The 17,521-nt window shown below is 69.0% G+C and carries 13 protein-coding genes; 12 read left to right on the top strand and 1 reads right to left on the bottom strand.

Annotated elements, in window-relative coordinates:
- Positions 1-41: 41 nt before the first annotated feature.
- Positions 42-1,793 (top strand): ABC transporter family substrate-binding protein, encoded by a 1,752-nt coding sequence (locus tag BLU95_RS16520; RefSeq protein ID WP_159424904.1) that lies wholly within the window; start codon positions 42-44, stop codon positions 1,791-1,793.
- Here the strand turns inward: BLU95_RS16520 and BLU95_RS16515 are convergent.
- Positions 1,790-2,926, bottom strand: a complete 1,137-nt coding sequence (locus BLU95_RS16515) for a hypothetical protein (RefSeq protein WP_093860692.1) — start codon at positions 2,924-2,926, stop codon at positions 1,790-1,792. The genes BLU95_RS16520 and BLU95_RS16515 overlap by 4 nt on opposite strands.
- Positions 2,927-3,180: 254 nt before the next feature.
- Between BLU95_RS16515 and typA the strand changes: the two genes are divergently transcribed.
- The 11 genes from typA to BLU95_RS16460 all read left to right on the top strand — a co-directional run bounded on the left by typA (position 3,181) and on the right by BLU95_RS16460 (position 17,156).
- A complete protein-coding gene (gene typA / locus BLU95_RS16510; protein ID WP_093860691.1) occupies positions 3,181-5,049 on the top strand; it encodes a translational GTPase TypA in 1,869 nt (622 codons plus the stop codon).
- A gap of 441 nt (positions 5,050-5,490) precedes the next feature.
- Positions 5,491-7,125, top strand: coding sequence for a peptide ABC transporter substrate-binding protein (locus tag BLU95_RS16505; protein WP_093860690.1), 1,635 nt, complete (start codon positions 5,491-5,493; stop codon positions 7,123-7,125).
- Positions 7,126-7,215: 90 nt separating this feature from the next.
- The gene (locus BLU95_RS16500) at positions 7,216-8,160 is read left to right on the top strand and encodes an ABC transporter permease (protein WP_093860689.1); all 945 of its coding nucleotides are present in this window, start codon (positions 7,216-7,218) and stop codon (positions 8,158-8,160) included.
- Positions 8,153-9,094 (top strand): ABC transporter permease, encoded by a 942-nt coding sequence (locus BLU95_RS16495; RefSeq protein ID WP_093860688.1) that lies wholly within the window; start codon positions 8,153-8,155, stop codon positions 9,092-9,094. Before BLU95_RS16500 ends, BLU95_RS16495 begins: the two co-directional genes overlap by 8 nt.
- Before the next feature lie 19 nt (positions 9,095-9,113).
- On the top strand, positions 9,114-10,163 hold the full coding sequence (locus BLU95_RS16490; RefSeq protein WP_093860687.1) for an ABC transporter ATP-binding protein: 1,050 nt from the start codon (positions 9,114-9,116) through the stop codon (positions 10,161-10,163).
- Positions 10,156-11,172 (top strand): ABC transporter ATP-binding protein, encoded by a 1,017-nt coding sequence (locus BLU95_RS16485; protein ID WP_093860686.1) that lies wholly within the window; start codon positions 10,156-10,158, stop codon positions 11,170-11,172. The genes BLU95_RS16490 and BLU95_RS16485 overlap by 8 nt, the downstream gene beginning before the upstream one ends.
- Positions 11,173-11,369: 197 nt before the next feature.
- Positions 11,370-12,992 carry a peptide ABC transporter substrate-binding protein gene (locus tag BLU95_RS16480; RefSeq protein WP_093860685.1) on the top strand — a complete coding sequence of 541 codons (1,623 nt, stop codon included), beginning with the start codon at positions 11,370-11,372 and terminating at the stop codon, positions 12,990-12,992.
- An 85-nt stretch (positions 12,993-13,077) separates the two neighbouring features.
- A complete protein-coding gene (locus tag BLU95_RS16475; RefSeq protein ID WP_030397125.1) occupies positions 13,078-14,004 on the top strand; it encodes an ABC transporter permease in 927 nt (308 codons plus the stop codon).
- 76 nt (positions 14,005-14,080) lie between these two features.
- Positions 14,081-14,995, top strand: coding sequence for an ABC transporter permease (locus tag BLU95_RS16470; protein ID WP_030397126.1), 915 nt, complete (start codon positions 14,081-14,083; stop codon positions 14,993-14,995).
- A 15-nt stretch (positions 14,996-15,010) separates the two neighbouring features.
- A complete protein-coding gene (locus tag BLU95_RS16465) occupies positions 15,011-16,063 on the top strand; it encodes an ABC transporter ATP-binding protein (RefSeq protein WP_093860684.1) in 1,053 nt (350 codons plus the stop codon).
- On the top strand, positions 16,053-17,156 hold the full coding sequence (locus tag BLU95_RS16460; protein ID WP_093860683.1) for an ABC transporter ATP-binding protein: 1,104 nt from the start codon (positions 16,053-16,055) through the stop codon (positions 17,154-17,156). The genes BLU95_RS16465 and BLU95_RS16460 overlap by 11 nt, the downstream gene beginning before the upstream one ends.
- The last annotated feature ends 365 nt before the right edge of the window (positions 17,157-17,521 follow it).

Raw genomic sequence — 17,521 nt, 5'->3', positions numbered from 1 at the left:
CGCCGCCGCCGGGGGCCGGGCGGCGGCGTTCCATGGCCGCCATGCGCGCCCGCCTCCCCGTCGCAGCCGCCGCGCTGCTGCTCGCCCTCGGTGCCACCTCCGGCTGCCTCGGCGGCCCCGGCCCGGTCGCCCGCACCGCCCGGACCCCCGACCCCGCGCCGCCCGCGCCCGCGGTCGTCACCGGCGACGTCCGCCCGCCCGACCGGGCCGCCGTCCGCGACGGCGGCGCCCTGCGCTGGGCCGTCGACGCCGTACCGGCCACCCTGAACGTCTACCAGCCCGCCGCCACCGCCGACTCCGCGCTGCTGGCGCACGCCCTCTACCCGGCGCTGTTCCGGCCGGACGCGCACGGCGAGTGGACCCCCGACGAGGACTACCTGACCGCCGCCGAGGCCACCCCGCCCGGACAACTGCCCCAGGTGGTCACCTACCACCTCGCCCCGCGCGCGGTCTGGAGCGACGGCACCCCGCTCTCCGCCGCCGACTTCATCGCCCAGCGGGCCGCGCTGTCCGGCCTGGACCCCGCCTACGGCGCCGTCCGGCCCGCCGGGTACGCGGCCATCGACTCGATCGTCCAGGGCGCCGACCCGCACGAGGTCAAGGTCACCTTCCGGCAGCCCTACGGCGAGTGGCGCGCCCTGTTCGGCCCGCTCTACCCCGCCGCCGAGACCGGCACCGCCGCCGCCTTCGGCCGCCCGCTGCCCGGCGGCACCGCCCACCCGACGGCCGGCCCCTTCCTGGTCTCCGGCTACGACCCGGCCGGCGGACGGGCCACCCTGGTCCGCAACCCGTACTGGTGGGGCGAGCCGGCCAAGGCCGACCGGATCGACTTCCTGGCCACCCCCGCCGAGCAGCGCGGCCCCGGGCTGGCCGAGGGCCGGCTGGACCTCGCCCCGCTGACCACCGCCGTCGACCGCGCCGGAGCGGACGCCGCCGAGGCGGTCCGCCGGGCCGGGGCCCTGCCCGGCACCACCCTGCACCGGGCCGCCGGGACCGGCCTCACCCAGCTGACGCTCAACGCCGCCCGGGAGCCGCTCACCGACCCGGCGCTGCGCCGCGCCCTGGCCCGCGCCGTCGACCGGCGGCACGCCGCCGACGCCGCGCTCACCCCGCTCGGCCTGCCCGCCGCCCCCCTCGGCCACCACCTGCTGACCGGCGACCAGGCGGGCTACCGGGACAACGCCGACGCGCTGGGCACCGCCGACCCCGGGCGGATGCTGGACGCGGCCGGCTGGCGGCGGCCCGCCGAGGGCGGCACCCGGGCCAGGGACGGTCGTCCGCTGGCCCTGACCCTGCTGGTCCCGGCCGGCTCGGCAACCCTCCGGCGGGCGGCCGACGCGGTGGCGGCCGACCTCGGCACGGCCGGGGCGGCCGTCCGGGTGGCCGAGGCCCCGCAGGACGCCTTCGTCCGCGACCGCCTGGTCACCGGGGACTTCGACCTCGCCCTGTTCTCCTGGCCGGCCGGCCCCGGTCCGGCCGGGGAGCAGCGGCCCGTCTACGCCAAGCCCCGCCCCGGCCCGGACGGCACGCCGGTTCCCGGCAGCAACTACGCCCGGGCCGGCACGGAGGAGATCGACCGCCTCTTCGACCGGGCCGCCGCCGAGCCCGACCCGGACGCCCGCCGCGCCCTGATCCAGGAGACCGATGTGCGGATCTGGCAGCTCGGCCACTCGGTGCCGCTGTTCCAGCGCCCCGAACTGGTGGCCGTCCGCGAGGGCCTCACCGGCGCCGGCGTCTGGGGCTTCACCCGCCCGCGGCTGCGGGACATCGGCTGGTCGGGGCCCAGTTCCTAGCGGACCTCCACCGGGAGGGCGGCGGACCAGTCGTCCAGCTGCCGTGCGACCAAGGCGGTCCGGGCCAGCTCCGGGCATTCCCTCCGGGCCCGGGACAGCGCCTCGTGCGCCTCGTCGAGGCGGCCGACGGCGCCGAGCGCGGCGGCCAGGGCACAGCTCGACTCGGCCCGCCAGACACGGGACATGTGCAGTCCGCGCTGCTTGCGCCCGAGTGCCACCGCGTCGTCCGGTCGACCCTCCCAGCGGGCCAGGTCGATCGCGGCGGGGACGGTCACGTCCACGGAGCGCGGGTCGCCGTCGAACATGCCGACGGCGGCCATCAGCCGGGGCAGCGCGTTGGTCCGCGGCAGCTCGCCGGAGTCCCCGGCGCAGACGACCGCACTCGTGACCACCAGACCGATCTCCACCAGGAGGCCTGGCGACTGCTTCTCGGCCAGTTCCGTCCGGGCGAGCTGCTCCGCCTCCGCGTACCGGCCGGCACCGAGGGCGAGCTTGGCCCGGGTGATCCCGGGGTTGTCGGTGGGCCTCATGTGCGGGGCCGCGGCCCCCGCGTCGGAGAACCGGCCCTGGAAGAGCGCCGCCGTCGCCAGATGGCCCGACTCGGAGGCCGGCTGGACGGAGGAGGGCCGGAACGGGAGCCTCAGCAGCTGCGAGCCGAAGCAGTACGGATCGCGGAGTCCGGTGACGATCCGGCTCATGAGCGCCAGGGCGATGCCGGCGGCCGCGTGCCGTTGGCCGGAGTTCCAGAGCCACCAAGCGAGCGCGGCCGGTCCTGCCGTCAGGAGGACGGCCGAGAGCCACAGCCGCAGCCGTACCAGCCGACCGGACGCGATCGTCCAGAAGACGTGCAGCGCGGTCGGGAACGGGCGGAGCTGGACCAGCACCCCGCCGAGCACCGCTTCGGCGACCACCCGGCCGGTGCCGATGGTGACCAGCAGCTTGCGCTTGCCGCCGAGCCGTCCGGTCAGCAGGACCCAGATCTCCGCGGACACCCGGGGCACCGCGTAGCCGAGCGCGAACGCCAGCACGGGTCCGAGTATCCGGGACCGGACCGAGGCGTCGTCCTCGACGAGGAAGGCGACGAGCGCCGCGAGGAGGCCCAGCGGGCCCAGCAGGGGGAGCATCTTCTTCACAGCCGAGAACCCTGGAGTACGGCGCTGACCGGCGGAAGTAAAGTCACCGACCTGTGATCTTGCTCCCCCGGACGGCTCCCGTTTCGGCCGAGCTGGGCGGTTCCCCGTACGATAGGAGGAAGCCGTGGCATGTCGTGCCCGGCGGGTGGACCGGTAGTAGCAGGCGGAACGGGCGGCGGCGATCAACAGGGATCGCCGGTCGGCGTCACGCAGCCGGGCGCCGTAACCCACGATTCCGGGAGAATCCGCTCAGCATGCCCACGCGCAATGACATCCGCAACGTTGCCATCGTCGCCCACGTCGACCACGGCAAGACCACCCTGGTCGACGCCATGCTGAAGCAGGCCGGCGCCTTCGCCGCCCACCAGCACCTCGACGACCGGATGATGGACTCCAACGATCTGGAGCGCGAGAAGGGCATCACCATTCTCGCGAAGAACACCGCCGTCAAGTACCACCCCAAGGAGGGTGGCGCGCCGATCACGATCAACATCATCGACACCCCCGGCCACGCCGACTTCGGTGGTGAGGTCGAGCGCGGCCTGTCGATGGTCGACGCGGTCGTGCTGCTGGTCGACGCCTCCGAGGGCCCGCTGCCGCAGACCCGCTTCGTGCTCCGCAAGGCCCTGACGGCCAAGCTTCCGGTCATCCTCTGCATCAACAAGACCGACCGCCCGGACTCCCGGATCGACGAGGTCATCAACGAGACCTACGACCTCTTCCTGGACCTCGACGCCACCGAGGACCAGATCGAGTTCCCGATCGTCTACGCCTGTGCGCGTGACGGCGTCGCCTCGATGACCAAGCCGGAGAACGGCACCGTGCCGGCCGACAGCGACTCGCTGGAGCCGTTCTTCTCCACCATCCTGGAGCACGTGCCGGCCCCGACCTACGACGAGGACGCGCCGCTCCAGGCGCACGTCACCAACCTGGACGCCGACAACTTCCTCGGCCGTATCGCGCTCTGCCGGGTCGAGCAGGGCGAGCTGCGCAAGGGCCAGCAGGTCGCGTGGATGAAGCGGGACGGTTCGGTCCAGCAGGTCAAGATCACCGAGCTGCTGATGACCGAGGCGCTCACCCGCAAGCCGGCCGAGGTGGCCGGCCCCGGCGACATCTGCGCCGTCGCGGGCATCCCGGAGATCATGATCGGCGAGACCCTGGCCGACCTGGAGAACCCGGTCGCGCTGCCGCTCATCACCGTGGACGAGCCGGCCATCTCGATGGTCATCGGCACCAACACCTCGCCGCTGGTCGGCAAGGGCGGCAAGGGCCACAAGGTCACCGCCCGCATGGTGAAGGACCGCCTGGACCGCGAGCTGATCGGTAACGTCTCGCTCCGCGTGCTGCCGACCGAGCGTCCGGACGCCTGGGAGGTCCAGGGCCGCGGCGAGCTGGCGCTGGCCATCCTGGTCGAGACCATGCGCCGGGAGCTCTTCGAGCTGACCGTCGGCAAGCCGCAGGTCGTCACCAAGGTCATCAACGGCAAGACCCACGAGCCGGTCGAGCGGATGACCATCGACAGCCCCGAGGAGTACCTCGGCGCGATCACCCAGCTGATGGCGACCCGCAAGGGCCGCATGGAGACCATGACGAACCACGGCTCCGGCTGGGTCCGCATGGAGTTCATCGTCCCGTCGCGCGGCCTGATCGGCTTCCGGACCCAGTTCCTGACCGACACCCGCGGCACCGGCATCGCGCACAGCATCTTCGAGGGCCACGAGCCGTGGTTCGGCGAGCTGCGCATGCGCAACAACGGTTCGCTGGTGGCCGACCGCGCGGGCGTCGTGACGCCGTTCGCGATGATGGGCATCCAGGAGCGCGGCACGCTCTTCGTCGAGCCCACCACCGAGGTGTACGAGGGCATGATCGTCGGCGAGAACTCGCGCCAGGACGACATGGACATCAACATCACCAAGGAGAAGAAGCTCACCAACATGCGTGCGGCTTCCTCCGACACCACCGAGAACCTGGTGCCGCCGCGCAAGCTCTCGCTCGAGCAGTCGCTGGAGTTCTGCCGCGAGGACGAGTGCATCGAGGTGACCCCGGAGACCGTGCGTATCCGTAAGGTCGTCCTGGACCAGAAGGAGCGCGGGCGTACCGCTTCGCGCGCCAAGAAGGCCTGATTCCGGCCTTCTGAGCTTCTCCGGCCGTGCTTCGGCCGGAAACAGTCGCCCCCCTTTCCGATGGAGAGGGGGGCGAACTTTTTCAACTACTCGATGATGTCGGCGCAGGTATAAACCGAATAGCGCTTACCACGTCAAGGTGTCCGCTGAGCGAACGTGACAGTCCGTCATTCATGACGACTGTCCGTTTGATGCCTGTCTGAGTATGTCTCTTATGTCCGATTTTCGAAACTTACCGACCGTTCATGTGACCTAATTGAGATCGGCAGTGGTCACTTTCGTGTCCATGGGTGACACATAGTGGGTGCAGTCAGGCTCGGGTCAAGGGTTAACGCGCAGGGGTGCGCGCCGAAACCACGAGCGCGGACGGCACAGCGGAGCGGTGACAACCGACCGCGGTGCTCTCCTCGTTGGAAAGTCGAATTCAGGAGGCATCCCCCCATGCGTGGTGCAACCCAGACCAAGTGGCTCGTGGCAGCGACCGCGATCGCTCTCGCGGCGACCGCCTGCAGCACCAGCTCGAAGAGCAGCGACAAGGCTGCCTCCGGCGGCGGCACCATCGCCGTTCAGCTCGGTGAGCCGCAGCACGGCCTGATCCCGCAGAACACCGCGGAGTCCGAGGGTGCCGAGGTCCTGGGCGCGCTGTTCGCCGGCCTCATCGAGTACGACAGCAAGACCAACGAGCCGAAGCTCCGCGTCGCCGAGTCGATCGAGTCTCCCGACAGCAAGCTGTGGACGATCAAGCTGAAGGACGGCTACACCTTCCACAACGGCGAGAAGGTCACCGCGCAGTCCTTCGTGGACGCCTGGAACTGGGGCGCCAACCAGGACAACGCCGCCGAGGGCCTGCCGTTCTTCGCGAAGATCGAGGGCTCCGCGGACCTGGCCCCGGGCAAGGACAAGAAGCCGACCACCGACAAGCTCAAGGGCCTGACGGTCGTCGACGACAAGACCTTCACGGTCGCGCTGAGCGCCCCGTTCTCCCAGTTCAAGACCATGCTGGGCTACAACGCGTTCTACCCGCTGCCGAAGGCCTTCTTCCAGGACAAGAAGACCTTCGAAGAGGCCCCCATCGGCAACGGCCCGTTCCAGATGGACGGCAAGTGGGAGCACAACCAGCAGATCAAGGTCAAGCGCTACGACAACTTCCCGGCCTCCGACGGCAAGGCGAAGCTGCAGGGCGTCACCTTCAAGATCTACGACAAGCTGGAGACGGCGTACAACGACCTGCGCGCCGACAACATCCAGGCGACCGACAAGCTCCCGATCTCGGCCATGGGCACGGTCAAGGGCGAGTTCGGCGACCGCTACATCTACAAGCCGGAGTCCGGCGTCGGCTACATCGGCTTCCCGATCGCCACCAACCCGGCCACCTACGGCAAGCCCGAGGTCCGCAAGGCGATCTCGATGGCGATCGACCGCGAGGCGATCACCAAGACCATCTTCTCGGGCACCCGCGTCCCGGCCGACGACTTCGTCAACCCGCTGATCCCGGGCTACCGCAAGGGCGCCATGGGCGACGCGGCGAAGTACGACCCGGCCAAGGCCAAGGCGCTGTGGGACTCGGTCGGTGGCGTCCCGAACAACACCATCGAGCTGGGTTACAACGCCGATGGTGGCCACAAGGAGTGGATCGAGGCCGTCGCCAACCAGCTGAAGAAGAACCTGGGCGTCGAGGTCACCACCAAGCCGTTCGAGAAGTTCGGCAAGATCCTGGACGCGCTGGGCGAGAAGCAGTACTCCGGTGCCTTCCGCATGGCGTGGTCGATGGACTACCCGTCGATCGAGAACTACGAGCGTCCGATCTTCTCGAAGGTCGCGATCGAGAACGGCTCGAACTACGGCGGCTACGTCAACGAGAAGTTCGAGTCGCTGCTGGACCAGGCCGACCAGGCGAAGAGCCCGGAGGAGGGTCTGAAGCTGTACCAGCAGGCCGATGACGTCCTCATCGAGGACCTGCCGTACATCCCGGTCTACACCTACATGTCGTCCGCGGCGTACAGCAAGAAGATCAAGAACTTCGACACCGACGCCCAGGGTCGCATGAACCTGGACGAGGTCGAGCTCGCCGGCTGATCCGGTTAATCAGACGATCGGGGGCGGGCGGACCGGACTACAGTCCGAGTCCTCCCGCCTCCCTTCCTTGTCCGAAAGTGTGGAGGTCTGATGGGCCGCTATGTGATCCGCCGACTGATACAGGCGATCCCTGTTCTGATCGGCGCGACGTTCCTGATCTACTGGCTGTGCTTCAGCCTGCCCGGCGACCCGGTGCAGGCGCTGGCCGGTGAGAAGAAGGCCGACCCGATCGTGGCGGAGATGATCCGCCAGAAGTACCACCTGAACGACCCGTTCCTGCTCCAGTACTGGAACTACATCACGGGCGTCTTCCAGGGGAACCTGGGCGAGAGCCTGACGGGTCGCCAGGTGAGCGACATGATCAGCGAGGCGTTCCCGTTCACCGTCAACCTCGCCATCGTGGCTTTCGTCATCGAGGCGATCATCGGTGTGCTGGCGGGCGTCATGGCGGCCCTGCGCAAGGGCAAGTTCCTGGACCAGCTGGTCCTCATCAGCACGCTGTTCGTGATCTCGATCCCGGTCTTCGTCACCGGCTTCGTGCTCCAGCTCGTCCTCGGCGTCAAGCTGAAGAACGACTACGGCATCGAGATCTTCTCCGTCTCGTTCAACGAGGAGGACGGGCTGCGCGGCTACCTGCTGCCGGCCTTCGTCCTGGCCTCGACCTCGCTCGCGTACGTGGCCCGACTGACCCGCACCAGCCTGATGGAGACCATGCGCGCGGACTACGTCCGCACCGCGGTCGCCAAGGGTCTGAAGAAGCGCCGGGTCATCGGTCGGCACGCCCTGCGCAACGCCCTGATCCCGATCGTCACCTTCCTCGGTGCCGACCTCGGCGGTCTGATGGGCGGCGCGGTCATCACCGAGAAGATCTTCAACATCCACGGCATCGGCGGTCTGCTCGCCCAGGCCGTGTACCAGAAGCAGGGCACCATCATCGTCGGCGTCGTCACGCTGCTGGTGATGATCTACCTGGTCACCACCCTGCTCGTGGACATGCTGTACGCCGTGCTCGACCCGAGGATCCGCTATGAGTGAGACCATCACCAAGGGCGCCGAGGCCCCTTCCGGGGACAACACCCCCAAGTCCTCGCCGGAGAAGAAGCAGAAGCCGGAGCGCGTCGCCAGCCTCTGGTCGGACGCTCTGCGCGACCTGCGCCGCAACCCGGTCTTCATCATCGGCGCAGCGCTGGTGTCCTTCCTGATCATCCTGGCCGTCGTGCCGGGCTGGTTCACGGACGGGAGCCCGTTCGACAACAACGCCTGCGACCTGGCCGACTCGCTGAAGCGCCCGAGCGCCGAGCACTGGTTCGGCTTCGACGTCCAGGGCTGCGACATCTACACCCGCACGGTGTGGGGCGCCCGCAACTCGATCATCGTCGGCGTGCTGACCACCTCGATGGTCACGCTGGTCGGTGCCCTGCTCGGCCTGCTGGCCGGCTGGAAGGGCGGGATCGTCGACTCGATCCTGTCCCGCTTCACCGAGATCTTCTTCTCGATCCCGCTGCTGCTCGGCGGCATGCTGATCATGTCGATGCTCGGCAAGGGCAACGCCTGGACCGTCTCGGTCGTCATGACCGTGCTCGGCTGGCCGCAGATCTTCCGCATCATGCGCGCCTCGGTGCTGGCCAACAAGAACAACGACTACGTGATGGCCGCCCGCGCCCTCGGCGCCGGCGCCGGCCGGATCACCTTCCGGCACATCCTGCCGAACGCCATCGCGCCGGTGATCGTCGTGTCCGCGATCTCGCTGGGTGTCTACATCGGCGCCGAGGCCGCCCTGTCCTACCTGGGCATCGGCGTCCAGCCGCCGGAGATCTCCTGGGGCCTGATGATCAGTGACGCGTCGGTCCGCTTCCTCGACGCGCCGCACGTCCTGCTCTTCCCGTCGGCCGTACTGAGCGTCACCGTTCTGGCCTTCATCATGCTCGGCGACGCGGTCCGCGACGCCCTCGACCCGAAGCTCCGCTGAGAGAAGAGGTGACGACCCGATGACCACCGTGATCGAGAAGAACCAGAAGAACGGCCGCCTGGAGGTTGGCACCCCGCTGCTGGAGGTCAAGGACCTCCACGTGGAGTTCCACACTCGGGACGGCGTCGCGAAGGCCGTGAACGGAGTCAACTACTCCGTGGCCGCCGGTGAGACGCTGGCGGTGCTCGGCGAGTCCGGCTCCGGCAAGTCGGTGACCGCCCAGACCATCATGGGCATCCTCGACATGCCGCCGGGCAAGATCAGCCAGGGCCAGATCCTCTTCCGCGGGCAGGACATGCTCGCGATGAGCGAGGAGGACCGCCGGCAGATCCGCGGCCAGAAGATCGCGATGATCTTCCAGGACGCGCTGTCCTCGCTGAACCCGGTGATGACCGTCGGCGCCCAGCTCGGCGAGATGTTCCGGGTGCACCGCGGCGCCTCCAAGAAGGAGGCCCGGGAGAAGGCCATCGAGCTGATGGAGCGGGTCCGCATCCCCGCCGCCAGGCAGCGCGTCGGCGACTACCCGCACCAGTTCTCCGGCGGTATGCGCCAGCGCATCATGATCGCCATGGCGCTCTCCATGGAGCCCGACCTGATCATCGCGGACGAGCCGACCACCGCGCTGGACGTCACCGTCCAGGCCCAGGTGATGGACCTGCTCGCGGAGCTGCAGGCCGAGTACAACATGGGCCTGATCCTGATCACCCACGACCTCGGCGTGGTCGCCGACGTCGCGGACAAGATCGCCGTGATGTACGCCGGCCGGATCGTCGAGACCGCCCCCGTGCACGAGCTGTACGCCAACCCGGCGCACCCGTACACCAAGGGCCTGCTCCGCTCGATCCCGCGCCTGGACCAGAAGGGCCAGGAGCTGTACGCGATCAAGGGCCTGCCCCCGAACCTGCTCAAGGTCCCGGCCGGCTGCGCGTTCAACCCCCGCTGTGACGTCGCCACCGACGTGTGCCGCACGGACATCCCGAAGCTGCACCAGGTGACCGACAAGGACGGCAAGGAGCTCACCGGCCGCCGCAGCGCGTGCCACCTCTGGAAGGAGACCCTCCATGGCTGAGCCCATCCTGGAGGTCAAGGACCTGGTCAAGCACTACCCGCTGACCCAGGGCATCCTGTTCAAGAAGCAGGTCGGCGCCGTCAAGGCCGTCGACGGCGTCTCCTTCGACCTGGCGAGGGGCGAGACCCTCGGCATCGTCGGTGAGTCCGGCTGTGGCAAGTCCACGCTGGCCAAGGTGCTGATGAACCTGGAGCGGGCCACCTCCGGCCAGGTCCTGTTCAAGGGCGAGGACATCTCCAAGCTGTCCGGTGCCGGCCTGAAGGCCGTCCGCCGGAACATCCAGATGGTGTTCCAGGACCCGTACACCTCGCTGAACCCGCGGATGACGGTCGGCGACATCATCGGCGAGCCGTTCGAGATCCACCCCGAGGTGGCGCCGAAGGGCGACCGCCGCAAGGCGGTGCAGGACCTGCTCGACGTCGTCGGTCTGAACCCGGAGTACATCAACCGGTACCCGCACCAGTTCTCCGGCGGTCAGCGCCAGCGCATCGGCATCGCCCGCGGTCTGGCGCTCAAGCCCGAGATCATCATCTGCGACGAGCCGGTCTCGGCCCTCGACGTCTCGGTCCAGGCCCAGGTGATCAACCTGCTGGAGCAGCTGCAGAACGAGTTCGAGCTCTCCTACATGTTCATCGCCCACGACCTCTCCATCGTCCGGCACATCTCCGACCGCGTCGGCGTGATGTACCTCGGCAAGATGGTCGAGATCGGCACGGACGAGGAGATCTACGAGAACGCCACCCACCCGTACACCCAGGCGCTGCTGTCCGCGGTGCCGGTGCCGGACCCGACGGCCCGTGAGTCCCGCGACCGGATCATCCTGACCGGTGACATCCCCTCGCCGGCCAACCCGCCGTCCGGCTGCCGCTTCCGCACCCGCTGCTGGAAGGCGGAGGAGCGCTGCTCGACCGAGGTCCCGCTGCTGGCGGTGCCCGAGGTGCTGAGCGGTGCGGCCAAGCACGAGTCGGCCTGCCACTTCGCGGAGGTGCGGGAGCCGGCCGCGGCCTGATCCCGCGTCCGACCCCGCCCGGAGGGGCCCGTAGCCGTTCGCGGCACGGGCCCCTCCGGCGTTTCCCGGCCCGGTCGGGCGGGGCGTCAACCGGACGCGGCGGCCGTGCACCCGTCCGGGGGTACCCGACTCGCGCCGCCACGGTGCCGCGCTTCTCATGGGGTGTGATGCGTCACACACCTTGAGGAGGGACCTCCATGCCCGTGGCCACCCGTGCTCGATGGGTCCTCGCCGCAGCGACGTCCGTGGCCCTGGTGGCCAGCGGGTGCAGCAGCAGCAGCGACGGCAGCAGCGGCTCGTCGGACACCAGCAAGACCTTCAGTTACCAGAGCAGTGAGCCGCAGAACCCGCTGCAGCCGGCCAACGCCAACGAGACCGGCGGCGGACGCATCATCCAGAACCTCTTCAAGGGGCTGGTCGACTACGACCCCTCGAACGCGAAGATCCGGATGCAGGTCGCGGACAAGATCGACACCAGTGACTCGCAGACCTTCACCATCACGCTGAAGGACGGCTGGACCTTCCACGACGGCACCCCGGTGCACGCCAAGAACTTCGTGGACGCCTGGAACTGGGCCGCGACCACCGCGAACAACCAGATCAACAGCACCTGGTTCTCCGACATCGAGGGCTACCAGGACGTCCACCCGGCGAGCGGCCAGCCGGCCACCAACAAGATGTCCGGGCTCACCGTCGTCGACGACCTGCACTTCACGGTCAAGCTGAGCGGCAAGGTCTCGTACTTCGAGTACAAGCTCGGCTACATCGCCTTCTCCCCGCTGCCGGACGCCTTCTTCAACGACCCCGCCGGGTACGGGCAGAAGCCGGTCGGCAACGGCCCCTACCAGTTCGTCAGCTGGGACCACAACCAGCAGCTGGTCACCAAGGCGTACCCGGGCTACCAGGGCGTGGACAAGCCGAAGAACGGCGGCGTCGTCTTCAAGATGTACAGCACCGCCGAGGCCGCCTACGCCGACCTCCAGTCCAACAACCTGGACGTGATGGACCAGGTGCCGCCCTCCGCCCTGGCCACCTACAAGACCGACCTGGGGGACCGGGCGGTCGACTCGCCGCAGGGCGCCATCCAGAACATCGGCTTCACGCTCTACCAGGCGGACTGGGCCTCCCCGGACAAGGCGAAGGTCCGGCAGGGCCTGTCGATGGCGATCGACCGCGACACCATCACCAAGACGGTGCTCCAGGGCTCGCGCAAGCCGGCCACCGCCTGGGTGGCCGAGGGCGTCGAGGGCTACAAGGACGGCCAGTGCGGCCAGTTCTGCACCTTCAACGCGGCCCAGGCCAAGCAGCTGGTCACCGAGGGCGGCGGCGTCCCCGGCAACCGGCTGACCATCACCTACAACGCCGACGGCGGCCACAAGGAGTGGGTCGACGCGGTCTGCAACTCGATCCGGCAGAGCACCGGCGTGGACTGCGTGGGCGACCCCCGGCCCGACTTCAAGACCGCCCGCGCGGCGATCACCGGCCACCAGATCAACGGCGCCTTCCGCACCGGCTGGGTCCAGGACTACCCGCTGAACGCCAACTTCCTGGCCGACGTCTACCGCACCGGCGCCGCGTCCAACGACTTCGGCTACAGCAACCCGCAGTTCGACCAGCTCTCCACCCAGGCCGACCAGGCCGCCAGCGTGGCCGACTCGGTGACCGGCTACCAGCAGGCCGAGGCCGTGCTGGCCGGCGGCATGCCGGCCATCCCGCTCTGGTACTACCGCACCAACTCGGGCTACTCCACCAAGGTCCAGAACGTGAAGTTCGACTCCTTCGGCAACCCGGCCTGGACCCAGGTCGAGGTCAAGGGCTGACGAGCTCCCCCGCGCAGGCCCCGCCCTTCCCGCACGGAGGGCGGGGCCCCGGGCACTCGACCACATCCCTAGGAAGGAGGCTCGAATGGGCAGTTATGTGCTGCGGCGGGTGCTGCAGATGATCCCGGTGTTCTTCGGCACCACGCTGCTGATCTTCCTGATGGTCTACACGCTGCCGGGCGACCCGGTCTCGGCGCTGTTCGGGGACAAGGCAGCGGACCCCGCCGTGGTGGCCAGCATCAAGCACAAGTACTACCTGGACCAGCCGATCTGGAAGCAGTACCTGCACTACATGGGGAACCTCTTCCAGGGGGACTTCGGCACCAGCTTCACCGGCCGTCCGGTCAGCGACATCATGGCGGACGCCTTCCCGGTCACCATCCGGCTGGCCCTGATGGCCTTCGCCTTCGAGCTGGTCTTCGGCCTGCTGCTCGGCCTGGTCTCCGGCCTCAAGCGCGGCAGCATCCAGGACACCCTGGTGCTGGTGCTCACCCTGCTGGTGATCTCCATCCCGGTCTTCGTGCTGGCGTACATCGCCCAGACGGTCTTCGCCACCAATCTGGGCTGGGTCACCCCGACGGTGCAGAACTCCAAGGACCTCTCGCAGCTGATCCTGCCCGCCGTCGTGCTGGGCTCGCTCTCGCTCGCCTTCGTCGCCCGGCTCACCCGGACCTCGATCGGTGAGAACCTGCGGGCCGACTACATGCGCACCGCGGTCGCCAAGGGGCTGCCCCGGCGCACCATCGTCACCCGCCACCTGCTGCGCAACTCGCTGATCCCGGTGGTCACCTTCCTCGGCACCGACCTCGGCGCGCTGATGGGCGGCGCGATCGTGACCGAGGGGATCTTCAACGTGCAGGGCATCGGCAACGTCCTGTACCGGGCGATCAACCAGAAGGAGGGGCCCACCGTGGTCGGTATCGTCACCGTCCTGGTGATCGTCTACCTGGTGGCCTCCCTCGTCGTCGACCTGCTCTACGCGGTCCTGGACCCGAGGATCCGCTATGCCTGACATCCACGACGAGAGTTCCTTCGAGCGGCATCCCAAGCCGGGGGTGGACCACCTGGACTACGCCGGCGAACAGGGCATGGCGGTCGAGCAGGAGACCCTGGTCGAGCCGGACCCGGAGAAGCGGGAAGAGGCCCGCAGCCTCTGGGGCGACGCCTGGCGGGACCTCCGGCGGCGCCCGATCTTCCTGATCTCGGCGGTGCTGATCCTGCTGCTGATCGTGATGGCGATCTTCCCCGGGGCGTTCACCGACGCCGACCCGCGCAAGGCCGACCTGGTGAACGACTACCTGAAGCGGCCGGACTGGACGGACTTCTTCGGCGCGGGCTGGTTCGGCTACGACGGCCAGGGGCGCTCGATCTACGCCCGGGTCGTCTACGGCGCCCGGGCCTCGATCACGGTCGGCATCTTCGTGACCGCCATCGTCACCCTGCTCGGCGGGCTGTGCGGCATGGTGGCCGGCTACTTCGGCGGCCCGGTGGACGCGCTGCTCTCCCGGATCATCGACATCTTCTTCGGCATCCCGCTGCTGCTCGGCGCGCTGGTCCTGCTGAACGCCTTCTCCACCCGCACGGTGTGGACCGTGGTCGTCGCGCTGGGCGTGCTGGGCTGGACCCAGATCGCCCGGGTCATGCGCGGCGCGGTGCTGACCGTCAAACAGGCCGACTACGTGATGGCCGGGAGGGCGCTCGGCGCCGGCACCGGGCGGCTGATGTTCCGGCACATCCTGCCGAACGCGGTCGCGCCGGTGATCGTGGTGGCGACCATCGCGCTCGGCGGCTACATCGCCACCGAGGCGACGCTGAGCTTCCTCGGCATCGGCCTGCAGGACCCGACCATCTCCTGGGGCATCGACATCTCCTCGGCCCAGAAGGTGATCCGGACGGCGCCGTACGTGCTCTTCTTCCCGGCCGCGGCGCTCTCCATCACCGTCCTGGCCTTCATCATGCTGGGCGACGCGGTGCGCGACGCCCTCGACCCGAAGCTGCGCTGAGCGAGGGGACGCATCGTGACCACAGCAGTCGACACCGGTACCTCCCGCCGGGAGGCACCGTACGAGGGCCCGTTGCTCGACGTCCGCGACCTGCACGTCGAGTTCGTCACCCGGGACGGCGTGGCCAGGGCCGTCAACGGGGTGAGCTACTCGGTGGCGGCGGGGGAGACGCTGGCGGTGCTCGGCGAGTCCGGTTCGGGCAAGTCGGTGACCGCGCAGGCGATCATGGGCATCCTCGACATGCCGCCGGCCCGGATCCCCCGCGGCGAGATCCGCTTCCGCGGCGAGGACATGCTGGCGATGGACAAGGAGCGGCGGCGCCGGATCCGGGGCCAGAAGATCGCGATGATCTTCCAGGACGCGCTGTCCTCGCTCAACCCGGTGCTGACCGTGGGCTTCCAGCTCGGCGAGATGTTCCGCGCCCATCACAAGAGCTCGCGCAAGGAGGCCAAGGAGAAGGCCGTCGAGCTGATGGAGCGGGTGCGCATCCCCGCCGCCAAGGACCGGGTCAACGACTATCCGCACCAGTTCTCCGGGGGCATGCGCCAGCGCATCATGATCGCGATGGCGCTGGCGCTGGAGCCGGACCTGATCATCGCCGACGAGCCGACCACCGCGCTGGACGTCACCGTCCAGGCCCAGGTGATGGACCTGCTCGCGGAGCTGCAGGCCGAGTACCACATGGGGCTGATCCTGATCACGCACGACCTGGGCGTGGTCGCGGACGTCGCGGACAAGATCGCGGTGATGTACGCGGGCCGGATCGTGGAGACGGCACCCGTGCACGAGCTGTACGCCCGCCCCGCCCACCCGTACACCCGGGGCCTGCTGGACTCGATCCCGCGCCTGGACCAGAAGGGCCAGGAGCTGTACGCGATCAAGGGCCTGCCGCCGAACCTGCTGCGGATCCCGCCGGGCTGTGCCTTCAACCCGCGCTGCCCGCGGGCCCAGGACGTCTGCCGGCAGGAGGTGCCGGAGCTGTTCCCGGTCACCGCGGAGGACGGCACCGAACTGGCCGGGCGGGGCAGCGCCTGCTTCTTCTGGAAGGAGACCCTCCATGACCGATGACGGGGCCGGCGCACTCGACTCGCCGGCGGAGGCCGCCTTCGCCCAGGAGGTGGCGAGCGGCGAGCCGATCCTCGAAGTCCGTGACCTGATCAAGCACTTCCCGCTCACCAAGGGCGTGCTGTTCAAGAAGCAGATCGGTGCGGTGAAGGCGGTCGACGGGGTCTCCTTCGACCTCATGCAGGGCGAGACGCTGGGTGTCGTCGGTGAGTCCGGCTGCGGCAAGTCCACGCTGGCCAAGGTGCTGATGAACCTGGAGCCGGCCACCGGCGGCTCGGTGAAGTACAAGGGCGAGGAGATCTCCAAGCTGTCCGGCGCCGGGCTGAAGGCGGTGCGCCGGAACATCCAGATGGTGTTCCAGGACCCGTACACCTCGCTGAACCCGCGGATGACGGTCGGCGACATCATCGGCGAGCCGTTCGAGATCCACCCCGAGGTGGCGCCGAAGGGCGACCGCCGCAAGGCGGTGCAGGACCTGCTCGACGTCGTCGGTCTGAACCCGGAGTACATCAACCGGTACCCGCACCAGTTCTCCGGCGGTCAGCGCCAGCGCATCGGCATCGCCCGAGGTCTGGCGCTCAAGCCCGAGATCATCATCTGCGACGAGCCGGTCTCGGCCCTCGACGTCTCGGTCCAGGCCCAGGTGATCAACCTGCTGGAGCAGCTGCAGGGGGAGTTCAACCTCTCCTACATGTTCATCGCGCACGACCTCTCGATCGTGCGGCACATCTCCGACCGGGTCGGCGTGATGTACCTCGGCAAGATGGTCGAGGTCGGCAGCGATCTGGAGATCTACGAGCACGCCACCCACCCGTACACCCAGGCGCTGCTGTCCGCGGTGCCGGTGCCGGACCCGGCGGCGCGCGAGGTCAGGGACCGGATCGTGCTGACCGGCGACGTGCCCTCGCCGGCCAACCCGCCGTCCGGCTGCCGCTTCCGCACCCGCTGCTGGAAGGCCCAGGAGCGCTGCACCACCGAGGTGCCGCTGCTGGCGGTGCCGGGCGGACTGGCCGGGCTCGCCGCACACGAGTCGGCCTGCCACTTCGCGGCCGAGCGCGCGGGGACGACCCCGGGGGAGCCGTCGGAAAGCGGTTGACAGCGGGGCCCCGCCCCGTCGGACGAGCGCGTCCTCCTTTCGGAGGGCGCGCTCCCTTTTTGTCCACCCGCCGACCTGCGGGAATTCCGGCGGATGCCCGCGGGCGATCATCGAAATTGATCATTACGCTTCGTAAATATTCGAATACCGGTGTTATCGGTTCGCTATCCGGAAAGCGGAACCGACGACTCCGCGCGCGATATGGCGGAATTTGCCGAGTATTGTCACGGGTTGGTCCCGGCCTGTAATTGAAAAGAGATGTGACGGCGATTCCACCGAAGGGGTCGGGTGATCGATAGTTGCTCTGCGCGTATCAGTGGTCACCTCGCCGGCTGTGCGGATCGGCCCTGAGATGTCGACCCCCG

It is taken from the genome of Streptomyces sp. TLI_053 (assembly GCF_900105395.1).
In the GTDB taxonomy this organism is placed as follows: domain Bacteria; phylum Actinomycetota; class Actinomycetes; order Streptomycetales; family Streptomycetaceae; genus Kitasatospora.
Note: the sequence above shows the minus strand (reverse complement) of the source record. Positions and strands in the feature narration are given on the sequence as shown.

Coding starts and splice junctions, on each gene's coding strand:
- BLU95_RS16500 (WP_093860689.1), top strand. CDS start 7,216: ATGGGCCGCTATGTGATCCGCCGACTGATACAGGCGATCCCTGTTCTG.
- BLU95_RS16470 (WP_030397126.1), top strand. CDS start 14,081: ATGGCGGTCGAGCAGGAGACCCTGGTCGAGCCGGACCCGGAGAAGCGG.
- BLU95_RS16480 (WP_093860685.1), top strand. CDS start 11,370: ATGCCCGTGGCCACCCGTGCTCGATGGGTCCTCGCCGCAGCGACGTCC.
- BLU95_RS16475 (WP_030397125.1), top strand. CDS start 13,078: ATGGGCAGTTATGTGCTGCGGCGGGTGCTGCAGATGATCCCGGTGTTC.
- BLU95_RS16490 (WP_093860687.1), top strand. CDS start 9,114: ATGACCACCGTGATCGAGAAGAACCAGAAGAACGGCCGCCTGGAGGTT.
- typA (WP_093860691.1), top strand. CDS start 3,181: ATGCCCACGCGCAATGACATCCGCAACGTTGCCATCGTCGCCCACGTC.
- BLU95_RS16495 (WP_093860688.1), top strand. CDS start 8,153: ATGAGTGAGACCATCACCAAGGGCGCCGAGGCCCCTTCCGGGGACAAC.
- BLU95_RS16520 (WP_159424904.1), top strand. CDS start 42: ATGCGCGCCCGCCTCCCCGTCGCAGCCGCCGCGCTGCTGCTCGCCCTC.
- BLU95_RS16505 (WP_093860690.1), top strand. CDS start 5,491: ATGCGTGGTGCAACCCAGACCAAGTGGCTCGTGGCAGCGACCGCGATC.
- BLU95_RS16485 (WP_093860686.1), top strand. CDS start 10,156: ATGGCTGAGCCCATCCTGGAGGTCAAGGACCTGGTCAAGCACTACCCG.
- BLU95_RS16460 (WP_093860683.1), top strand. CDS start 16,053: ATGACCGATGACGGGGCCGGCGCACTCGACTCGCCGGCGGAGGCCGCC.